This is a genomic window from Streptomyces sp. NPDC048441 (assembly GCF_043200235.1).
In the GTDB taxonomy this organism is placed as follows: domain Bacteria; phylum Actinomycetota; class Actinomycetes; order Streptomycetales; family Streptomycetaceae; genus Streptomyces.
Map to the genome: position 1 here is coordinate 417,911 of NZ_JBICXM010000001.1, position 19,050 is coordinate 436,960.

Below are 19,050 nucleotides of genomic sequence, written 5' to 3' on the forward strand. Positions count from 1 at the left end.
CATGTCCTCACGGGGGCCTTTCCTTCATCCGCCTGCCTCAGCGAAGGTTGAGAAGACGATCACGAGGCAGGACGCTTAAAGGGGGGTTCAGGGGTTCAGGGGGACAGCAGCAGGCTGTTCACGCGCTGCTTCGCCGCCGCGTAGCGCCTGGCCACGTCCTGCCAGTTGACGACCTGCCACATGGCCTCGATGAAGTCCACCTTCTGGTTCTTGTACTGCAAGTAGAAGGCGTGCTCCCAGGCGTCGAAGACCAGGATCGGCGTCGAGCCCTGGCCGACATTGCCCTGGTGGTCGTAGACCTGCTCGACGATGAGGCGGTTGCTGAGCGGCTCGTAGGCGAGTACGCCCCAGCCCGAACCCTGCGTCGTCGCCGAGGCCTTGGTCAGCTGGGCCTTGAACTTGGCGAAGGAGCCGAAGGACTCGGTGATCGCGTCCGCGAGGTCGCCGACACCGTCCGCGGCCAGCGGCTCACCGCCGCCGCCGTCCTTCGGGCTGTTCATGTTGTGCCAGTAGATGCTGTGCAGGATGTGGCCGGAGAGGTGGAAGGCCAGGTTCTTCTCCAGGCCGTTGATGGCGCCCCACGTCTCCTTGTCGCGCGCCTCCTCCAACTGCTCGAGGGTGTCGTTCGCACCCTTCACGTACGCCGCGTGGTGCTTGTCGTGGTGCAGCTCGACGATCTGGGGATTGATGACCGGCTCGAGCGCCGCGTAGTCGTACGGAAGTTCTGGAAGCGTGTAAATGGCCATGTCCGAGCCCTCCGACTGCTGCTCTGCTGTAGTGCAACCCTTATTGCAATGTATATGCAAGTGCAGGCTAGCAGCAGGAGTAGGTCGGAGTTGATCAGCCCTTCGTCCTAGGACCGGGGTCGAGGTAGGGGTGCGGGCAACGCGAAAGGGCCCCGAGTCCATCGACTCGAGGCCCTCTCGTACGTATGCGATGCCTACTCGGCGGCGACCGCCGCACGCTCCGCGATCTTCTGCCGCGCGTATCCGATCGCGGCCAGGATCAGCGTCAGCGTGCCCGTGGCCATGAGCTGCTTGCGGGTGTCCGGCTGATCCGTCATCAGGTAGAAGATGTACGCCATCGCGGCCAGGGCGATCCACGTCAGGAACGGGTAGCCCCACATCTTCACGACCAGCTTCTCCGGCTCCTCGCGCTCCGTCCTGCGGCGCAGGATCAGCTGCGACGCGGCGATGAAGATCCAGACGACGAGGATCATCGCGCCGATCATGTTCAGGAGCCACGGGAAGACATCGTCCGGGCGCCAGTAGCTGAGCAGCACGCAGACGAAGCCGAAGACCGAGGAGGCGAGGACCGCGAGGCGCGGGACGCCGCTGTAGACGCGGCCGAGCGCCTTGGGACCCTGGCCGCGCGCGATCAGGGAGTACGACATGCGCGAGGCGCCGTAGATGTTGGCGTTCATCGCGGAGAGCAGGGCGATCAGGACGATGACGTTCATGATCTGGCCGGCGGCGGGGATGCCCAGGTGGTCGAGCGTGGCGACGTACGGGCCCTTCGCCACGACCTCCTTGTTGTCCCACGGGAGCAGCGTGACGACGACGAGCATCGAGCCGATGTAGAAGAGGGCGATGCGCCACATCGCCGTGCGTACGGCCTTCGCGATGCTCTTGACCGGGTTCTCGGACTCCGCGGCCGCGATGGTGACGGTCTCCAGACCGCCGTACGCGAAGACGGATGCGAGGAGGCCGATGATCAGGCCGTCCGTGCCGTTCGGCATGAAGCCGCCCACGCCGGTGAGGTTGTCCGTGCCGGGGGCGGAGACGTCGGAGCCGGGCAGGATGCCGAGGATCGCCAGGACGCCGATGCCCAGGAAGAGTGCGATCGCGCCGACCTTGAGGGCGGCGAACCAGAACTCGAATTCGCCGAAGTTCTTCACTGCCGTCAGGTTGGCCCCGCAGAACACCAGCATGAAGAGGGCGACCCACGCCCACTCGGGGCTGTCGGGGAACCAGCCCACCATGATCTTCGCCGCGCCGATGCCTTCGAGGCCGACGGCGACGCAGAGCAGGAACCAGAAGCCCCAGCCCGCGGTGAAGCCCGCCCAGGGGCCGATCGCCCGCTCGGCGTGGACCGAGAAGGAGCCGGAGGCCGGGTTCGCCGCCGACATCTCGCCGAGCATCCGCATCACGAGCATGACGAGCGCGCCCGATATCGCGTAGGCGAGGACGATCGAGGGGCCGGCCGCGGCGATGCCCGCTCCGGAGCCCACGAAGAGGCCCGCTCCGATCACGCCACCGAGGGCGATCATGGAGAGATGGCGCTGCTTGAGACCATGGACGAGCGGCGAATCGACCTTGTGGGCCGTGTCGGGAGCCGCGTCGGGTGCTGCGTCGTCCTGGGGAGTGGACGTCCGAGACATGGGCGTGCCCTGTTCAGTAGCTGAGACGGGGAGTGGAGCGAGGCGGAGCGGCCCACAGTCTGAAGTCCGGTACCGCTGACAGGGAACACCTGACCGCTATACGGACACGACGCTCACACGTTGTGAAGCATCGGGCACGAAATGTTCACACCCGTTTCATGCGCGCCCGAGCGCCTCGCGCCATTCCCGCAGCCCCGCGACGGCAAGCACGAGCGCGGTCGCACCCGCCGACCACAACAGCTGCGGACGCGCCGTGTCATCGGTCAGCATCAGCCCGAGCACGGCCGCCATCGCGGCGAGGGCCGCCCACGTCAGATACGGGAACGCCCACATACGCAGGACGAGCCGCTCCGGCGCCTCGCGCTCGATACGGCGGCGCAGGCGCAGCTGCGAGACCGCGATCAGCGCCCACACGAAAAGGAGCACCGCGCCGACCGAGTTGAGCATGTAGAGGAAGACCGAGTCGGGCCACTTCAGATTGAGTACGACGGATACGAACCCGAAGGCCACGGACGCGAGGACCGCCCGGCGCGGGACCCCGCCGCCCGACACCTTCAGCAAGGCCTTCGGGGCCTCGCCGCGCTCGGCCAGCGAGAAGACCATCCGGGACGAGCCGTAGAGGTTGGCGTTCAGCGCGGAGAGCAGCGCCACGAACACCACGATGTTCATGATCGTGCCGGCGGACGGCACCCCGATCGAGTCGAGGACCGTCACATACGGACTGATGCCCGCCTTTTCCGCGGTCCACGGCAGGACCGTCACGATGACCAGCATCGAACCGACGTAGAAGAAGAGGATGCGGTAGACGGCGCTGCGTACGGCGCGGGCGACCGAGCGCACCGGGTCGTCGGACTCGGCGGCGGCGATCGTCACGACCTCGAGGCCACCGAAGGCGAAGACGACGGCGAGCACGCCGGACGTCACGCCCTCCCAGCCGTGGGGCAGGAAACCGCCGTGCCCGGTGAGGTTGGTGAGGCCTACGGGGTTGGTGTCGGGCAGCACCCCGAAGACCGCGAGCAGCCCGAGGACCAGGAACGCGACGATCGCGAAGATCTTCAGCGCGGCGAACCAGAACTCGAACTCGCCGAAGTTCTTCACGGCGGCGAGGTTGGCCCCCGTGAACACCAGCATGAAGATCAGCACCCAGGCCCACTGCGGAACCCCCGGCGCCCAGCTGTTGGCGATCTGCGCGGCACCGGTCGCCTCCACGGCGAGCACGACGACCAGCAGGAACCAGTAGAGCCACCCGACGCTGAACCCCGCCCAGCGCCCGAGGGCGCGCTCGGCGTGCACGGAGAAGGACCCGGAAGCGGGCATCGCGGCCGACATCTCACCGAGCATCCGCATCACGCACATGGCGAGCGCACCGGCGATGAGATACGAGACGACGATGCCGGGCCCGGCAACAGCGATACCGGCTCCAGAGCCGACGAAGAGCCCGGCCCCGATGACACCCCCGAGCCCGAGCATGGTGAGGTGCCGCTGCTTCAGACCGCCGCCGAGGGGCTCGGGTTCCGTTGCCGTTGTGGGCAGTGGTGCGTCGTGCATGGTGCTCAGGCTGCTCTCGGGCTCACAAGGGAAATTGGCGGGAACCTACAGTCTCCCTGGACGGCATCCCCGTGCGCAAAACGGGCCCCAGTCACGCCCCACCTCAGTGACGAGCATCACGCCCCCCGCAGGGGTACCCCCCGCACTTTGTGCGGAACCCACCACCGGAGCCCCCGGCTCCTTGTCACCCACCCCCGGTGAAAGGCGCCCCCGCCTGAGATAGCGTCGCGGAGTCCCAGCTGCCCGTCCCAGAACCCGCGGAGTCCCGATGAGCATCGCCGCCGTCTCTTCCCGTCCCGGCCAGGTCCTCGCGGACCTGCTCCCCGCGTCCCGCGCGAGGGACGCGGCCTTCGTCATCGGTGGCGCCGCCCTCACCGGCATAGCGGCCCAGATCGCCGTGCCCGTGCCGGGCTCCCCCGTGCCGGTGACGGGGCAGACCTTCGCCGCCCTCCTCGTCGGCACCGCGCTCGGCGCCCGCCGCGGCTTCCTCTCCCTCGCTGTGTACGCCCTCGTGGGCATGGCGGGCATGCCCTGGTTCGCCCAGGCGGGCTCGGGCGTCGCGGCGCCGTCCCTCGGCTACGTCCTCGGCATGTTGCTCGCCGCCACGGTGGTCGGCGCCCTCGCCCGCCGCGGCGGCGACCGTTCCGTCCTGCGCACCGCGGGCACGATGGTGCTCGGTTCCGCGATCATCTACGCGGTCGGCGTCCCGTACCTCGCCGCCGCGACCGGCATGTCGCTGACCCAGGCCGTCGCCGCCGGGCTCACGCCCTTCCTGATCGGCGACGCCGTGAAGGCCGCGCTCGCGATGGGCGCGCTGCCCACGGCGTGGAAGTTCCTCAACCGGTAGCAGCCACGCCGTAGTTCCGCCTGAAGAGGTTCGCCGGGTCATAAGTGGCCTTCACCCCGGCGAGCCTCTTCTGCGTCCGTGAGTCGTACAGACCCTCGCCCCGATCCCCGCCCGCGAAGGCGAAGTTGAGCGACCGCCCGACGGTCCGCGGGGCGAGCAGCCCGAAGCCCTCCGCGTGCACGGCCCGTACCGCGGCGCGGTCCGTGGTCTCGTCCAGCGGCGAGAGCATCCGGGCCAGCCACTTCGCGTCCCGATGCGGCACCGCGTTCCCCGCGGGCTTCGCCAACGCGCCGCCCAGGTGGTTGAACTGGACGATGTGCATGAAGTCGGCGCCCGGTCCCGTGAGCGAGAGCAGCTCACCCGCCGCCGCGACATCGAGCTCGCTCAGCATCACGCTGTCCCCGTAGTAGGCGTGTGCGAAGTCCGGGTCGTTGTGAATCGTGTGGTTCTCGCTGTACGGCATCTCCCGCAGCGAGTCGGACACCGCGGGCCCGATCTCGCGCAGCGGCGCCACAAGACGCTCACCGGCAGCCTCAGAGCCCGTATAGGCGACCCGGACCGTGACGAGATAGCGGCCCCGCAGATGCGGCGGCAGCTGCGGCATGTCGGGATAGACGAGCGCCGCCACCGACGAGGTCACCTCGTCCGGCACCGTCCGCGTCCACGCCTCGTACGCCCGCAGCACGCCCGCCGGATCGACTTCCCGCCCGTCGAACTCGATCGCCCCGCCGTACAGGCGCGCCACCGGCACCAGGCCGATCTCGAGGGCCGTCACCACACCGAGGTTCGCGCCCGCGCCGAGCAGCCCCCAGAAGAGCTCGGGCTCGGTCTCCGCCGTGACGTGTCGCAGCGTGCCGTCGGCGGTGACGACGTCGAGCCACCGGACGTGGTCGGCCGCGTACCCGAACTCCCTTGCCAGGAGGCCGAGTCCGCCGCCCAGCGTGTACGAGACGGCGCCCACGCTCGGCGCCGAACCGTTCAGCGGCGCGAGTCCGTGCGCCGCCGCGGCCTCGACGACCTGGCCCCAGCGGACGCCCGCGCCCACGGTGACCGTGCGCGCGTCGGCGTCGACCCGGACGGAGTCCATCCGCCGGGTGCTGATCAGTACGCCGCCCTCGGCGGCGTCCGGCTGTCCGTGCCCGGTGGCCTGGACGCCCACGGGCAGTCCCGATTCAGCGGCGTACGAGACGGCGGCGACGACGTCATCGGCGCTCTCGGCGGCGAACACGATCGCGGGCCGCTGCGCGAAACCCAGCTGGAACCCGGCGGTCTCCTCGTCGTACCCGTCGTCGCCGGGCCGGAACACGAGTCGCTGAGCGGTGAAGTCCACGGTGATCCTCCAAGGTGCGCGCTGTCTTGTGGACAGAGCTTCCCTTGAAAACCTGACATCCGCCGTCAGCTTTTGTCGGTGTCCCGCACGACGCACGCCGCACGACGCACGCGATCCGGGCGGCACGAAGCCGCCCGGATCGCGTGTACGCACCGGCTAGGCGTCGACGCCGGTGTCGACCGTGTCGGTGTCCGTGTCGATATCGACACTCGCGTCGGTGTCGGCGCGGGGCCGCACCTTGTCCCGTACGACGGAGAAGACCACCACGAACGCGGCGGCGAGGAGCGAGAGCAGCACCTGCTTGCGCCCGGCCTCGTCGGTCAGCATGTAGACGAGCACGAACGAGATCATCGCGATCGTGACCCAGGTCAGGTACGGGAAGAGCCACATCTTCACGACGAGCTTCTCCGGCTCCTCGCGCAGGATGATGCCGCGCATCCGCAGCTGCGTGAACGCGATCATCAGCCAGACGAAGAGAGCCACCGCGCCCGACGAGTTGAGCAGGAAGTCGAAGACGGTGTCCTGCCACTGGTAGTTGAACCAGACGGCGACGAAGCCGAACACGACGGAGCCGAGGATGGCGGTCTGCGGCACACCGCGCGAGTTGGTGCGCGCGAAGGCCTTGGGCGCGTCACCGCGCTGGCCGAGCGAGAAGGCCATGCGGGATGCGGTGTAGAGGCCGGAGTTGAGACAGGAGAGGACGGCGGTGAGGACGATGACGTTCATGACCTGACCGGCGTGCGGAATGCCGATCGAGTTGAGCGCGGCGACGTACGAACCGTCCTTCATGATCGTCTTGTCGTTCCACGGAAGCAGCGTGATGACGACGAAGATCGAGCCCAGGTAGAAGACGCCGATACGCCAGATGACGCTGTTCGTCGCCTTGGTGACGGCGCGCTGCGGGTCCTCGGACTCACCGGCGGCCAGCGTGACGATCTCCGAGCCCATGAACGAGAAGACGACCATGAGCACACCGGTGAGGATGGCGCCCGCACCGTTGGGCATGAATCCGCCCGCGTCGGTGAGGTGCGCGAATCCGGCGCCGGGGTTGTCCGAACCGGGCAGCACGCCGAAGACGGCGAGCAGACCGATGATCACGAACCCGCCGATGGCGACGACCTTGATCCCGGCGAACCAGAACTCGAACTCGCCGTAGGAGCCGACCGAGACGAGGTTCGTCGCGGTGAGCACCACCATCACGATGAGTGCCCAGCCCCACTGCGGTACGGCCGGTATCCATCCGTTGAGGATGACGGCGCCGGCGGTGGCCTCCACCGCGAGCACCACGACCCAGAAGAACCAGTACAGCCAGCCGATCGAGAAACCGGCCCAGCGGCCGAGTGCCTGGTCCGCGTAGGTGGAGAAGGAGCCGGAGGTGGGCCGTGCGGCGGCCATCTCGCCGAGCATCCGCATCACGAGGACGACCATCGTGCCGACGAGGGCGTACGAGACGAGGATGGCGGGCCCTGCGGCGGCGATACCGGAGCTTGAGCCGACGAAGAGGCCCGCTCCGATGACGCCACCGATGGCGATCATGGAGAGGTGGCGGTTCTTCAGCCCGGCCTTGAGGCCGTCACCGGTGTCTCCAGACTGCGGATCCCCAGGTTCGTTGGGGCTGCGGTCTGCCTTCGCAAGGGAGGGTTGCGAGGTCATGGACGAATCCTTAAGTTCTCGGGTCACGAGCTCCCGCATTCAAACTCAGGGGTGCACGTGACGGAAGTCCCGACTCCGGATCGTTGTATTCCGGCCCCCTGCCCCTGCCTCCCGGCCCCCTTGCCCCCGGCCCTCTGCCCCCGGTCGCCGATCCCCGCCCCGTGACGTGCCACACTCATTCACATGCGCGTGTACCTCGGCTCGGATCATGCCGGCTACGAACTGAAGAACCACCTGGTCGACTGGCTCAAGAGCCACGGCCACGAGCCCGTCGACTGCGGGCCCCACATCTATGACGCCCAGGACGACTACCCCCCCTTCTGCCTCCGCGCCGCGGAGAAGACGGCGGCGGACCCTGAGTCGCTCGGCATCGTGATCGGGGGCTCCGGCAACGGGGAGCAGATCGCCGCGAACAAGGTGAAGGGCGTACGGGCCGCTCTCGCGTGGAGCGAGCAGACCGCTGCGCTCGGGCGTGAGCACAACGATGCGAACGTGGTGTCGATCGGCGGGCGGATGCATACCCGGGAAGAGGCGACGAAGTTCGTCGAGATCTTCCTCGCGACCCCCTACTCGGGCGAGGCCCGCCACACTCGCCGCATCGAGATGCTCTCCGCCTACGAGACGACGGGCGACCTGCCCCCCATCCCGGCGGGCCACCCGCAGCAGTAGCGCCCCCGGAGGGGCTGTTGCGCAGCCCCTCCAACGCCGTTTCGCGGCGGATCTTCCCCACCCACCCTTTTCAGCCCGTCCGGCGTTTGAGGGCGAACTCGGCGGAGCCGGTGATTTTCCGGTCACCTCGAGGCCGGCGCAGCCGGAAGGAATCGGGTAGGGGCGGGGTTGGGGAAAGAAGAACCCGCCCTCACCCGACCCCAGGAGGACCCGTGCCGGAGGGGCACACCATCCACCGGCTGGCAGCCGATCACAGGGACCGGTTCGAGAACCGTGGACCCCTCCGGGTAAGCAGCCCCCAGGGCAAATTCTCCGACAGTGCCGCCCTCCTCACCGGCCAGGAGATGGACACCGCCGAAGCCCACGGCAAGCACCTCTTCCTCGGCTTCGCCGAAACCGGCTGGGTCCATATCCACCTCGGCCTCTTCGGCAAGGTCACCTTCGGCGGGACGGCGGCAGCGAACCCGCCCACGGACACCGTCCGCCTCCGCCTGGCGACCAAGGGCGCCTACGTGGATCTGAGGGGTCCCACGACCTGCGCCCTCATCACGGACGAGGAGAAGCAGGCGATACACGCCCGCCTCGGCCCGGACCCGCTCCGGAAGGCGGACGACCCGGAGAAGGCCTACCGCCGCGTATCCCGCAGCCGCACCACCATCGCCGCGCTCCTCATGGACCAGAAGGTCATCGCGGGCGTCGGCAACGTCTACCGCGCCGAGGTCCTCTTCCGGCACGGCATCGATCCGTACACCCTGGGCAGGGACATCACGACCGCCCAGTGGACGGCGATCTGGGACGACCTGGCCGCCCTGATGCGCGAGGGCGTACGCCTCAACCGCATCGACACCGTCAGGCCCGAGCACACGCCGGAGGCGATGGGCCGCCCGCCACGCGTGGACGACCACGGCGGCGAGGTCTACGTGTACCGCAGGGCCACCATGCCCTGCCACATCTGTGGCGGCGAGATCCGCACCGCCGATCTCGCCGCCCGCAACCTCTTCTGGTGCTCCGGCTGCCAGCAGAACGCCTAGAACCCGTGCGGCAGCCACGGCGCGACATCCGACCCGAAGGCCAGCGTCGCCTCCGCGAGGGCGCCGGGCCGCAGTTCCCGCACCCGGCCCGCGGCCGCGAGTGACGTCAGGGTCACGCCGCCGAGGTAGGCCGAGCCCAACTCCCGTACGGACAGGGCGAGATCGGCTTCGTCCTCGGTGCGCTCGCAGGTCGCGCCCTTCAGGTCGCCCTTGAGTCGCCAACGCCCCGCGTTCCAGGGGCAGAAGGCGTCGTCGACTTCCAGCACCAGGTTCAACGGCGCCCGGTAGGTGCGGGCTTCGAGAGCGGCGCCCACCTCGACCAGACGTACGTGGAGCGAGTCCCGCACCTGGATCCTGCACCGCCGCACGTCCGAGACGAGCTGAAGCATCGCGTCGTCCATCGGGCGGCTGTGCGCCTCGACCTGCGAGGTCAGGTCGATGTCGAAGAGGAACCGCCACAGCGACGCGTAGGCCGCGGGGTCGAGCGCTTCCAGATCGCTCAGCTTGACCGTGCCCTTGGGGCCCGCCACGTCCCAGTCCGGCTTCACGCGAAAGCGCGTGTATCCGACGAGCTCCCCGTCCCGCTCAGCGACCACGCACTGCAACGGCGACGCGCCGTGCCGATCGCTCTCCGGGTCGAGCAGTCCGAGCCGCTCCCAGCCGGGCTGCCGGGCCAGCATCCCCGGGCGCTCGGTCACCCGCCGCGCGTACAGCGCCTCGCAGGCCTCGTGGACGTCGGCGGGCTTGGCGTACCGAAGGCGCACATCATCGGTGCCCGCCGGGACGGAGAGCCGGACCCGCGACGTGTCGATCTCGGCCTTCAGCTGCTGCGTCGCCGCGCCGTACCCGAACCGTCCGTAGATGACGGGCTCGGATGCGGTCAGGACGGCCAGGGCCTCACCCCTCGCGCGTACGTCGTCGAGCTGGCGCCGCATCATCGACGTCAGGATGCCCCGCCGCCGGTGCGTCGCCGCGACGCCGACCATCGTCACGCCGGCCGCGTCAACCAAGGAGCCGCCAGGCACGGACAAGCGGAAGCTGAACGCTCCCGTCGTGCCGACGCAGGTCTCGCCCTCCCAGGTGCCGAAGAATCGGTCGAACTCGGTCAGCGCGTTCCAGAGCTCGTGCTCCTCCTTCGACTCGGCGACGCCACCGAAGGCGGTCTCCAGCGTGCCGTAGTACTCGTCCCAGTCTTCCTGGCGCAACTCCCGCATTTCCGTCGTCATATGCCATGCCTACCAGGGTGAAGCGGGCGGGGCGACAGGATTTCCGCGCGCTGACACCATGCCCCTGACGGGGGACAACGGGCACCTCCCGTGCGAAGTGGCTGGCCCGGTGGATAGGGTCCGGGAGCAATGGCAGGCAGGCGAGCGGAAGCCGAGACGTTTACAGCCCGGATGAAGAAGCGGATCCACCGGGTGCGGATAGGGCTGCGCAAATCCGGGGTCGACTACTTCAGAGGCGACGGCTCGGACTGGATCGCGCTCGCGGGCCTGCTCCTCACCATCCCGGTGATCACCTTCTGCACCATCGTCAACCACGTGTGGTGCGCGCCGTCCGCGCTCGTCCTGCCCATCGTGGCGGGCGGGCTGCTCCTGCGGCCCTCCAGCCTGCTCGGCCTGTACGCGGCTGCCGCTGCCGCGCTCATCGTGGAGTCCGTCCAGCTCGGCCCGTACACCCAAGGGTCGTCCCGGGTCACGCCCGGAGTGGTCCTCGTCGTCGCGGCCTGCGGCTTCTTCGGGCTGATCATCGCGCAGTTCCGCAGCCGGGTCGGGGTGCCGTGGCGCGGCGGCGGCACGATGCTCTTCGACCTGCGCGAACGTATCCGCGTACAGAGCAAGCTGCCCCCGCTGCCCCGGGGCTGGCACCGTGAGATGGCGCTGCGCCCCGCGGGCGGCCAGTCCTTCTCGGGCGACTTCGTGGTCGCGGCCCGCACGAACGGCGGCCGCACCCTGGAGGTCGTCCTCACGGACGTCTCGGGCAAGGGCATGGACGCGGGCTCCCGCGCCCTGCTCCTGTCGGGCGCCTTCGGCGGCCTGCTCGGCTCGCTGCCGCCGCACGCCTTCCTGACCGCCGCCAACGGCTATCTCCTGCGCCAGGACTGGGACGAGGGCTTCGCGACCTCCATCCATCTCGTCCTGGATCTGGAGACCGGCGACTACGAACTCTTCTCGGCGGGCCACCCGCCGGGCCTCCAGCTCAGCGCGGGCAGCGGCCGCTGGGAGGAGAAGACAGCGGAGGGCCCGCTCCTGGGGGTCTACGACGGGGCGCAGTTCGACCCGGTGAAGGGCTCCCTGCGCCCCGGTGACGTACTGATGCTGTTCACGGACGGCATCGTCGAGACCTCCGACCGCGACATCAGCGAGGGCATCGACCGGCTCACCGGGGAAGCCGACCGCTATGTGGCGGGCGGCTTCCACGGCGCGGCGTGGCATCTGATCGAGGCCGTCGCCAGGGACGTCAACGACGACCGTGCGCTGCTCCTGATCTGCCGGGAGCCGTCAGCGGGCGCCTGACAGTTCGGGCTCGGGATCGGGGGCGGTCGCGCGCTTGCCCGGCAGGATCCGGGCAAGCCACTGCGAGCGTCCCGCGGCCAGCGGGCCGAGTACCGCGAGCACCAGCACGTACCCCGCGATGAAGGGGGAGAGGCGCTCGTCGAGGCCCGCGGTCGCCGCCATGGTCGCCAGGATCAGGGCGAACTCGCCGCGCGCGAGCAGCGTGGTGGAGATGTTCGCCGCGGGGCCCGGCCCGAAGCCGTACACACGTGCCGCGCCGATTCCCGCGAGGACGTTCATCAGCAGCGTGACCGCCACGGCGGCGAGCACCGGCCAGAGCACGACGGGCAGGTCGCCCGGGTCGATCGAGAGCCCGAAGGCGAAGAAGAAGATCGCCCCGAACGCGTCCCGCAGGGGGTGCACCAGCTTGCGGATGCGTTCGCCGGACGTCGTACTGCCCAGCATCAGACCCACCATGAACGCGCCGATCGCGTCCGCGACCCCGAACCACTCCGAGACTCCGGCGACGAAGACCGCGGCTCCGAGGAAGGAGATGACGAGCAGCTCGTCGTCGCGGGTGTCCATGAGCCGCCCGACGACCTTGGTGCCGAAGCGAGCCGCGAGCGCGAGGAGCAGCAGGAAGCCGAAGGCCTTGCCGCCGTCCATGACGGCCGAGGCGAGGCTGTCCGAGCCGGACAGGATCGGCTGGAGCGCGGCCAGGTAGAGCGCGAGGAAGATGTCCTCGACGACGATGATGCCGAGGATCGGCTTCGTCTCCGGATTGCCGAGCCTGCCGGTGTCGACCAGGACCTTGGTGACGATCGCCGACGAGGAGATGCCGAGCACTCCGGCGAGGACCAGCGCTTCGGAGGTGCCCCAGCCGAGGGCGAATCCGAAGCCGAGGCCCGCGCCGACGTTCAGCGCGAGATACGTGCCTCCGGCGAGGGCCATCTTGCGGCCACCCGTCTTGAGGTCGTCCATGTGGAACTCGAGGCCCAGGTAGAAGAGCAGCAGGACCAGGCCGAGCGCCGAGAGCATCTCCAGGTCGTGGGGGTCGGAGAGCAGGACCACGCCGGGAGTGTGCGGGCCGAGGAGGATCCCGGCCAGGATGAAGAGGGGGATGGTGGGGAGTCCGATACGGCCGCCCACGCGGGCGAGTACGGCGGCGGCGAGAAAGGCGCCGCCCATGGCTATCAGGGTGTCTGCGTGTCCGATGGGCCCGTTCCTCCTGGTAGTCGGCGACGCCCCCACACGCGTGAAGCGCACACGAATGGCAAAGGGAGCGTCAAGAACTCGTCAATAGTTAGCTTACCAAATGATTTAGACAGCAACTATGTAGGGCGTACATCCGCCTTCTGCGGGGGCTATCCCCACCCCCGATTCGCCGGGGGACCTCATGGTCCACAGAGCCCCCGAATCCGTACGTTCGAGGCATCACCTACGGAAGGCGGAGAAGGCCATGGGGCTGCGGCGCAAGAAGCGATCCGAAGCGGGCGTCGAGCGCGAGGGGGCGGTGCCCCCGATGCCCACTGAGGTGCCCCGTGGCGCCGACTGGGCCGTCGAACTGCACGGCGTACGCCGCAGGTACGGCAAGGGCTCCGGCGCCGTCCATGCCCTCAGCGGCATCGACCTCGCCCTGGAACGCGGCAGTTTCACCGCCGTCATGGGCCCGTCCGGCTCCGGCAAGTCCACGTTCCTGCAGTGCGCCGCCGGGCTCGACCGGCCGACCGCGGGCACGGTGCGCCTCGGCGGCACGGAGATCACCTCCATGAGCGAGAACAAGCTGACCGCCCTGCGCCGCACCCGCCTCGGCTTCGTCTTCCAGGCCTTCAACCTGCTGCCCTCGCTGACCGTCGAGCAGAACGTCGTCCTGCCGATGCGCCTCGCGGGCCACCGCCCCGACCGCCGCAAGGCGTCCGACATCCTGGCCCGCGTCGGCCTCGGCGCCGACAAGCACAAGCGCCGCCCCGGCGAGCTCTCCGGCGGCCAGCAGCAGCGCGTCGCGATCGCCCGCGCCCTGGTCACGAACCCGGACGTGATCTTCGCCGACGAGCCGACCGGCGCCCTGGACACCACCACGGCCGCCGAGATCCTCGGCCTGTTGCGCTCCGCTGTCGATGGTATGGGCGCCACCGTCGTCATGGTCACCCACGATCCGGCCGCCGCGGCTTACGCGGACCGGGTCCTCTTCCTTGCCGACGGCGCGATCGTGGACCGCCTGGAGCGGGCCTCCGCGGCGCTCATCGCACGGCGTATGGCGACCCTGACGGCTCCCATCCACGCAACTGCCGCGGCCTGAGTACACCTGCGGGCCGGATGTGGCTGGCCGCGCCCACGCGGCGGAGCCGCACATGTCACAGCCCCGCGCCCCTTTGGGGCGCTCCAACTTCCGGAGAACCCTGATGCCCAACGGCCTCGCCCGCGCAGCGATCCGCTTCAAACCCGCCGCCTTCGCCGGCACGTTCGTCGCGCTGATGATGGCCGCGATGATCGTGTCCGCCTGCGGCATCCTCCTGGAGACGGGGGTGCGCGCATCGGTGCCGCCCACCCGGTACGCCGCCGCGCCCGTGGTGGCCGCCGCCGAACAGCAGGTCCACTTCGTCTCGGGCAGCGGCGAGAACCGCTCCGAGTCGAACACGCCACTGCCCGACCAGGCCCGCATCGACAACTCCCTGGTGGCGAAGGCGGGTTCGGTGCCCGGCGCGCGCACCGCCGTCGCGGACGTCACCTTCCCCGTGCAGTCCGGCGGCAAGAGTGTCACCGCGCACGGCTGGGGCTCCACGTCCTTCACCGGCGAGAAGCTGACCGCGGGCCGCGCCCCGCAGCCCGGCGAGGTCGTCCTCGCCGCACCCGGCGCGTCCGTCGGCGAGCACACCACGCTCACCACGGCGGACGGGCCGCGCGACTTCCGGGTCTCCGGCACGGTCCGGGCCCAACAGGGCGAACCCACCGCGTGGTTCGCCGACTCCGATGCCGTACGAGTCTCCGGCCACCCCGACCGCATCGACGCCATCGCCGTCCTGCCCAAGGACGGCGTCACGGACGACGCCCTCAAGGCCCGGGTGGCGCACGCCCTCGGTAAGAAGGCCGCCGTCCACACCGGCGACGACCGCAGCGAGGCCGAGGGCTCCGAGCTCGCCTACGCCAAGGAGATGCTCACCGGGCTCGGCGGCTCCTTCGGCGGGATCGCCACCATGGTGGCCATGTTCACCGCCGCGGGCACCGTGGCGCTCTCCGTCGGCCAGCGGGCCCGCGAGTACGCGCTGCTGCGGGCCATCGGCACGACACCCCGGCAGATCCGCCGCACCATCGCCACCGAGGCCCTGCTCGTCGCACCCCTCGCCGGAGCGGTCGGCGTACTGCCCGGAATGGCCCTGGCCGGCTGGTGGTTCGGGCAGCTGAAGGAGAAGGGCGCGATCCCGGAGGCCCTGGACCTCTCCATCTCGTTCATCCCGCTCGTCGCGGCGATCGGCGGCGCCGTGCTCACCGCGCTGGTCTCCGGATACCTGGCGGCCCGCCGACCCTCCCGGATCAGGCCGGGCCAGGCCTTGAGCGAGTCCTCGGTGGAGCGGCTCCGCCCCGGCTGGATCCGTACGCCCCTTGGCATCGCGGCGGCCGTCGGCGGCTGCGTGCTCGCCGGGGTCGCCTCCTCCATGACGGGCGACGACGCGGCCAATACGGCGCTCGGCATCGTCATGCTGTTCATGCTCGCCGTGGCCCTGCTCGGCCCGCTGGTCGCCCGTGGCTGTGCGGCCCTGTTCGGACTTCCGCTGCGCGGCGCGGGAGCATCGGCCTCGCTCGCCGCCGCCAACTCCCGTACGAACGCCCGCCGCCTCGCCTCGGCGATCACTCCGATCGTCCTCGCGATGGCCTTCTCCTCGACCCTCGTCTTCATGCACACCAGCGAGGACCGGGTCGCCGCCGACCAGCAGCGCGACGGCATCACCGCGGACCACATCGTGACGGCCTCGGGGGCGGGCGTGACCGCCGCGGGCGTCACGAAGGCGGCTCGGGCGCCGGGCGTCACCTCGGCCGTGGGCCTGCTCAAGACCTCCGTCCTGGTGGCCCAGGGCTCGGGCGGCGACGCCTGGCTCGAGTCGGCATCGACCCAGGGCGTGACGGGCTCGTCCCGCAACCTCGCCAAGGTGCAGGACCTGGACGTCAGGACGGGCACGACGGCGTCACTCGGCAAGGGCGAGATCGCCGTCGACGCGAAGCTGGCGGAGTCCGCGCACGTGCAGACGGGCGAGCGCCTTGCCCTGCGGCTGCCCGACGGTACGAAGGCGTCCCCGAAGGTGGTGGCCACGTACGGCCGAGGCCTCGGCCTCTCCCAAGTCACCATCCCCGCAGCCGACTTGAAGCGGCACGTCACCTCGTCCTTCTCCTCGGAGATCTGGACGAAGGGGGCGGCCCCCAGCGCCCTCACCTCCCTCGGCACGCTCCAGGACCGGGACGGCTACGCCACCGCCCAGTCCACGGACCGTGCGGTCAACGCCTGGGCGAACACGGTGATGGCGGCCGTACTCGGCGGCTTCGCGGCGGTCGCCGCCGTCAACACCCTGGTGATGACGGTCCTGGACCGCCGCCAGGAGCTCAGCACACTGCGCCTGATCGGCTCCACGCGGAGTCAGGTGATGCGGATGGTGCGCTGGGAGGCGCTGCTCGTCGCCTGCGCGGGCATCGTGATCGGCTCCGGCATCGCGCTCGCGACGCTGACCCCCATGATGAACGGCCTGACGGGGGAGGGGCCGTACATCCCGCCGCTGACGTACGGATCCTTCGTGGCGGCGACGCTGGCCCTCGGCCTCGCGGCGACGGCGCTGCCCGCGAGGGCGGCGTTGCGGGGCGCGCGCTGATCACCGGCGGCCTACGCCACCCGCATCCTGGAAACCCCCGGCGCCCGCTTGGTGAAGGAGGCGGACCTGGCCCACAACGCGAACCCGGCCCGCCTAGCAGCGCTAGACGGGCCGACCCGCACCCGCCTCACAGCGAAGTACGCCAACATGCGCGCCCTGCTGGGCGTCGAGCCACCGGCCTAGGGAGAGGTCTTGGCCCGCTCCCGGGCCACCGCGGCGGCGTCCCGCTTGAACGCCCACTCCATCTTCGGCTCCATCGCGAAGCGGAACATCCGCTGCACCGGAGGCGTACACAACAGCGTGATCACCGACGCGGCCACCAGTGACACGAACACCTCGCCCGCAGGCTTGTGCAGCCACGCGTAATCGTCGAACCAGCCCCAGAAGCGCGAGCCCTTGGCGAGGAAGCCGTGCAGCAGGTAGCCGTACAGCGTGCCCGCGCCGAGCACCGTGAACCACATCTTCCTGCGCGGCACCCACGCGAAGAAGCACGCGGTCATGATGGCGGAGCAACCGAACAGCGCCAGCGTCATCACGACACCGGCCCACCACGGCGCACCCAACTCCTGCGCGCTGTCCCGGCGGTAGAACCAGGCCGAGGTCATCCGCGGTCCTGCCCAGTACGCGAGGAGCAGTGCGCTCGCGCAGATGGGGATGGAGAGGAGCCGCACCTCGCGCCGCCGCACCAGCTGGAAGTACTCGGGCTTCATGAACAGGCCGAGCACGAAGAAGGGCAGGAACTGCAGCACGCGCTGCAGATCGAGATCGTCACCGATGTCCGGCGAGATCGTGGCAAGCACGGCGATGGCGAGCGCGAGCGGAATCGGCCAGCGGACCAGCTTCCACAGCGGGGTGGTGAGCCGCCAGACGAAGAGCGCGACCAGGAACCAGGTGAGGTACCAGGGGTCGAGCAGGCTGATCGGCTGCGTCGGATCGTCGTCCGCGTAGCGCTTGAAGAAGGTGTACGCGACTTCGAAGATGACATACGGCACAGCGACGCCGGTCACCAGGCGCTTGAGGCGGTCGGACCGCATGTCGAAGCTGCGTGAGAAGTAGCCGGAGATGAGGATGAACGCCGGCATGTGGAACGTGTAGACGGTCATGTACAGCGCTTCGGCGACGCGGCTGTGATCCGTCAGAGGTTCCCAGGCGTGCGCCATCGCGACCAGGACGATCGCCAGATACTTGGCGTTGTCGAAGAACGCGTCGCGCTGCTTGGCGGGTTGGCTCGTCGATGCGGGTCTGCCCGTGGGTGCGGGATGGCCCGTGGAGCCGGTTCGAGCGGTGGTGCCGACCGGGGCGTGGGGAACGGTCGCGGCCATGGTGGACTGGGGGGCGCGGGGGCCAGGTACTCCGTCCGCCGGCACTTGTGCCGGGGGGAGCGGCGCCCGGTGGCGGCCGTGCGGGTGAACCGAGTTCGTCACAGGCCCTCCCACCAAGAACTAGGTGAGACGACCCGGGACCGCACTGCGCCTGCGGGGATGGTGGCAGCGTGGAACATCTGAGGCACCCTAGCGTCGCCCCAGTGTTTTCGTAAAACCCTCAAGCCAGTCGTCATCTCCCTCACGGACGGTGGTCGGCTATTAGGGGTCCGAGTACCCGGGGAATCGCAGGAGCCACCTGGTGATTCCACTCCAAAACACCGGATGATATGTCCAGTACGTCACAACTCATCCCCCTTAAACATCGCATAACGCCCGCAGGCGACTCTGGCGAAATGTCCGATTGATTGGGCCTTTGTGGAGCCGGTGATGTGCGTCCGGCAACAATTCGAATTTCTGGCGAACGAGTTGTGTGGCAATGGAAACGATCAAGCCGAATTAGTGGCTGCGCGCGGGCCTCGAATTGCCGTGCGGGGGCGCGGAGTTCATACGCCCCAAGGGCGCCCCCGCGCGCCGGGTCCGCGCCGGGCAGGTGCGGCGTTGGCCGACGATGTGTCACCGGCCGCATATGGATGGCGTGTTGGTGGCACGATGGTCCTGGCGGGGGTGTGCGGGGTCGTACCCCCCGGGCCGGGGAGAGACCGACCTAGGGTGTGATCAGTGTGGCCATTTCGCTGTCAGTTGTGTTGCTGTTGGCGATCATCCTTGTGGTGCTGATCCGCGGGGGATCGATCAAGACGGGGCCCGCGATCGTCGCGGTGCTCTTCGGGTTCTTCCTCGCCTCAACTGGAATGGCGCCCTCCATAAACCGCTTCCTCAATGAGGTGGCCGAGACCATCAACTCGATCAGCTTCTGAGC

The 19,050-nt window shown here is 69.5% G+C and carries 15 protein-coding genes and 1 pseudogene; 8 read left to right on the forward strand and 8 right to left on the reverse strand.

The genetic code is table 11. From position 1 onward, the window contains the following. Positions 1-95 precede the first annotated feature (95 nt). The 3 genes from ACGFSB_RS01855 to ACGFSB_RS01865 form a co-directional block, all read right to left on the reverse strand. Positions 96-746 carry a superoxide dismutase gene (locus ACGFSB_RS01855; protein WP_393392557.1) on the reverse strand — a complete coding sequence of 217 codons (651 nt, stop codon included), beginning with the start codon at positions 744-746 and terminating at the stop codon, positions 96-98. Positions 747-940: 194 nt separating this feature from the next. Next, positions 941-2,380 carry an amino acid permease gene (locus ACGFSB_RS01860; protein WP_393392560.1) on the reverse strand — a complete coding sequence of 480 codons (1,440 nt, stop codon included), beginning with the start codon at positions 2,378-2,380 and terminating at the stop codon, positions 941-943. 156 nt (positions 2,381-2,536) lie between these two features. Then, a complete protein-coding gene (locus ACGFSB_RS01865; RefSeq protein ID WP_393392563.1) occupies positions 2,537-3,928 on the reverse strand; it encodes an amino acid permease in 1,392 nt (463 codons plus the stop codon). A 268-nt stretch (positions 3,929-4,196) separates the two neighbouring features. Between ACGFSB_RS01865 and ACGFSB_RS01870 the strand changes: the two genes are divergently transcribed. Next, positions 4,197-4,775 carry a biotin transporter BioY gene (locus ACGFSB_RS01870; protein WP_393392566.1) on the forward strand — a complete coding sequence of 193 codons (579 nt, stop codon included), beginning with the start codon at positions 4,197-4,199 and terminating at the stop codon, positions 4,773-4,775. On the opposite strand, the gene ACGFSB_RS01875 is transcribed toward ACGFSB_RS01870, so the two are convergent. Further along, a complete protein-coding gene (locus ACGFSB_RS01875; protein WP_393392569.1) occupies positions 4,765-6,105 on the reverse strand; it encodes an FAD-binding oxidoreductase in 1,341 nt (446 codons plus the stop codon). The genes ACGFSB_RS01870 and ACGFSB_RS01875 overlap by 11 nt on opposite strands. A gap of 156 nt (positions 6,106-6,261) precedes the next feature. Beyond that, positions 6,262-7,758: an amino acid permease gene (locus tag ACGFSB_RS01880; RefSeq protein WP_393392572.1), complete on the reverse strand. Its 1,497-nt coding sequence runs from the start codon at positions 7,756-7,758 to the stop codon at positions 6,262-6,264. Positions 7,759-7,941: 183 nt separating this feature from the next. On the opposite strand from ACGFSB_RS01880, the gene ACGFSB_RS01885 reads away from it, so the two are divergent. Together ACGFSB_RS01885 and ACGFSB_RS01890 are read left to right on the forward strand one after the other, a co-directional pair. Next, on the forward strand, positions 7,942-8,427 hold the full coding sequence (locus ACGFSB_RS01885; RefSeq protein ID WP_393392574.1) for a ribose-5-phosphate isomerase: 486 nt from the start codon (positions 7,942-7,944) through the stop codon (positions 8,425-8,427). A gap of 212 nt (positions 8,428-8,639) precedes the next feature. Beyond that, positions 8,640-9,458: an Fpg/Nei family DNA glycosylase gene (locus tag ACGFSB_RS01890; RefSeq protein ID WP_393392577.1), complete on the forward strand. Its 819-nt coding sequence runs from the start codon at positions 8,640-8,642 to the stop codon at positions 9,456-9,458. Here the strand turns inward: ACGFSB_RS01890 and ACGFSB_RS01895 are convergent. Next, on the reverse strand, positions 9,455-10,684 hold the full coding sequence (locus tag ACGFSB_RS01895; protein ID WP_393392580.1) for a GNAT family N-acetyltransferase: 1,230 nt from the start codon (positions 10,682-10,684) through the stop codon (positions 9,455-9,457). The two genes, ACGFSB_RS01890 and ACGFSB_RS01895, sit on opposite strands and share 4 nt — an antisense overlap. 129 nt (positions 10,685-10,813) lie before the next feature. On the opposite strand from ACGFSB_RS01895, the gene ACGFSB_RS01900 reads away from it, so the two are divergent. Further along, the gene (locus tag ACGFSB_RS01900; protein ID WP_393392583.1) at positions 10,814-11,974 is read left to right on the forward strand and encodes a PP2C family protein-serine/threonine phosphatase; all 1,161 of its coding nucleotides are present in this window, start codon (positions 10,814-10,816) and stop codon (positions 11,972-11,974) included. On the opposite strand, the gene ACGFSB_RS01905 is transcribed toward ACGFSB_RS01900, so the two are convergent. Then, the gene (locus tag ACGFSB_RS01905) at positions 11,960-13,141 is read right to left on the reverse strand and encodes a cation:proton antiporter (RefSeq protein WP_393392586.1); all 1,182 of its coding nucleotides are present in this window, start codon (positions 13,139-13,141) and stop codon (positions 11,960-11,962) included. The two genes, ACGFSB_RS01900 and ACGFSB_RS01905, sit on opposite strands and share 15 nt — an antisense overlap. A gap of 271 nt (positions 13,142-13,412) precedes the next feature. Here ACGFSB_RS01905 and ACGFSB_RS01910 point away from each other — a divergent pair, with 271 nt between their 5' ends. The 3 genes and pseudogenes from ACGFSB_RS01910 to ACGFSB_RS01920 form a co-directional block, all read left to right on the forward strand. Beyond that, positions 13,413-14,252: an ABC transporter ATP-binding protein gene (locus ACGFSB_RS01910; protein WP_393392589.1), complete on the forward strand. Its 840-nt coding sequence runs from the start codon at positions 13,413-13,415 to the stop codon at positions 14,250-14,252. 52 nt (positions 14,253-14,304) lie between these two features. Continuing rightward, positions 14,305-16,809 (forward strand): ABC transporter permease, encoded by a 2,505-nt coding sequence (locus ACGFSB_RS01915; protein ID WP_393392592.1) that lies wholly within the window; start codon positions 14,305-14,307, stop codon positions 16,807-16,809. 3 nt (positions 16,810-16,812) lie between these two features. Beyond that, a pseudogene (locus ACGFSB_RS01920) lies at positions 16,813-16,992 on the forward strand (phosphohydrolase); the annotation flags it as partial. On the opposite strand, the gene ACGFSB_RS01925 reads toward ACGFSB_RS01920, so the two are convergent. Then, entirely contained in the window at positions 16,989-18,233 is a 1,245-nt protein-coding gene (locus ACGFSB_RS01925; protein ID WP_393392595.1) for an acyltransferase family protein, read from the reverse strand. The pseudogene ACGFSB_RS01920 and the gene ACGFSB_RS01925 sit on opposite strands and share 4 nt — an antisense overlap. A 620-nt stretch (positions 18,234-18,853) precedes the next feature. Here ACGFSB_RS01925 and ACGFSB_RS01930 point away from each other — a divergent pair. Next, on the forward strand, positions 18,854-19,048 hold the full coding sequence (locus tag ACGFSB_RS01930; RefSeq protein WP_393392597.1) for a hypothetical protein: 195 nt from the start codon (positions 18,854-18,856) through the stop codon (positions 19,046-19,048). The last annotated feature ends 2 nt before the right edge of the window (positions 19,049-19,050 follow it).

Excerpts from the sequence above, each read along its gene's own strand:
- ACGFSB_RS01880 (WP_393392572.1), bottom strand. The coding sequence starts at position 7,758 with ATGACCTCGCAACCCTCCCTTGCGAAGGCAGACCGCAGCCCCAACGAA.
- ACGFSB_RS01870 (WP_393392566.1), top strand. The coding sequence starts at position 4,197 with ATGAGCATCGCCGCCGTCTCTTCCCGTCCCGGCCAGGTCCTCGCGGAC.
- ACGFSB_RS01915 (WP_393392592.1), top strand. The coding sequence starts at position 14,305 with ATGTCACAGCCCCGCGCCCCTTTGGGGCGCTCCAACTTCCGGAGAACC.
- ACGFSB_RS01860 (WP_393392560.1), bottom strand. The coding sequence starts at position 2,380 with ATGTCTCGGACGTCCACTCCCCAGGACGACGCAGCACCCGACGCGGCT.
- ACGFSB_RS01895 (WP_393392580.1), bottom strand. The coding sequence starts at position 10,684 with ATGACGACGGAAATGCGGGAGTTGCGCCAGGAAGACTGGGACGAGTAC.
- ACGFSB_RS01855 (WP_393392557.1), bottom strand. The coding sequence starts at position 746 with ATGGCCATTTACACGCTTCCAGAACTTCCGTACGACTACGCGGCGCTC.
- ACGFSB_RS01885 (WP_393392574.1), top strand. The coding sequence starts at position 7,942 with ATGCGCGTGTACCTCGGCTCGGATCATGCCGGCTACGAACTGAAGAAC.
- ACGFSB_RS01900 (WP_393392583.1), top strand. The coding sequence starts at position 10,814 with ATGGCAGGCAGGCGAGCGGAAGCCGAGACGTTTACAGCCCGGATGAAG.
- ACGFSB_RS01910 (WP_393392589.1), top strand. The coding sequence starts at position 13,413 with ATGGGGCTGCGGCGCAAGAAGCGATCCGAAGCGGGCGTCGAGCGCGAG.
- ACGFSB_RS01865 (WP_393392563.1), bottom strand. The coding sequence starts at position 3,928 with ATGCACGACGCACCACTGCCCACAACGGCAACGGAACCCGAGCCCCTC.
- ACGFSB_RS01905 (WP_393392586.1), bottom strand. The coding sequence starts at position 13,141 with ATGGGCGGCGCCTTTCTCGCCGCCGCCGTACTCGCCCGCGTGGGCGGC.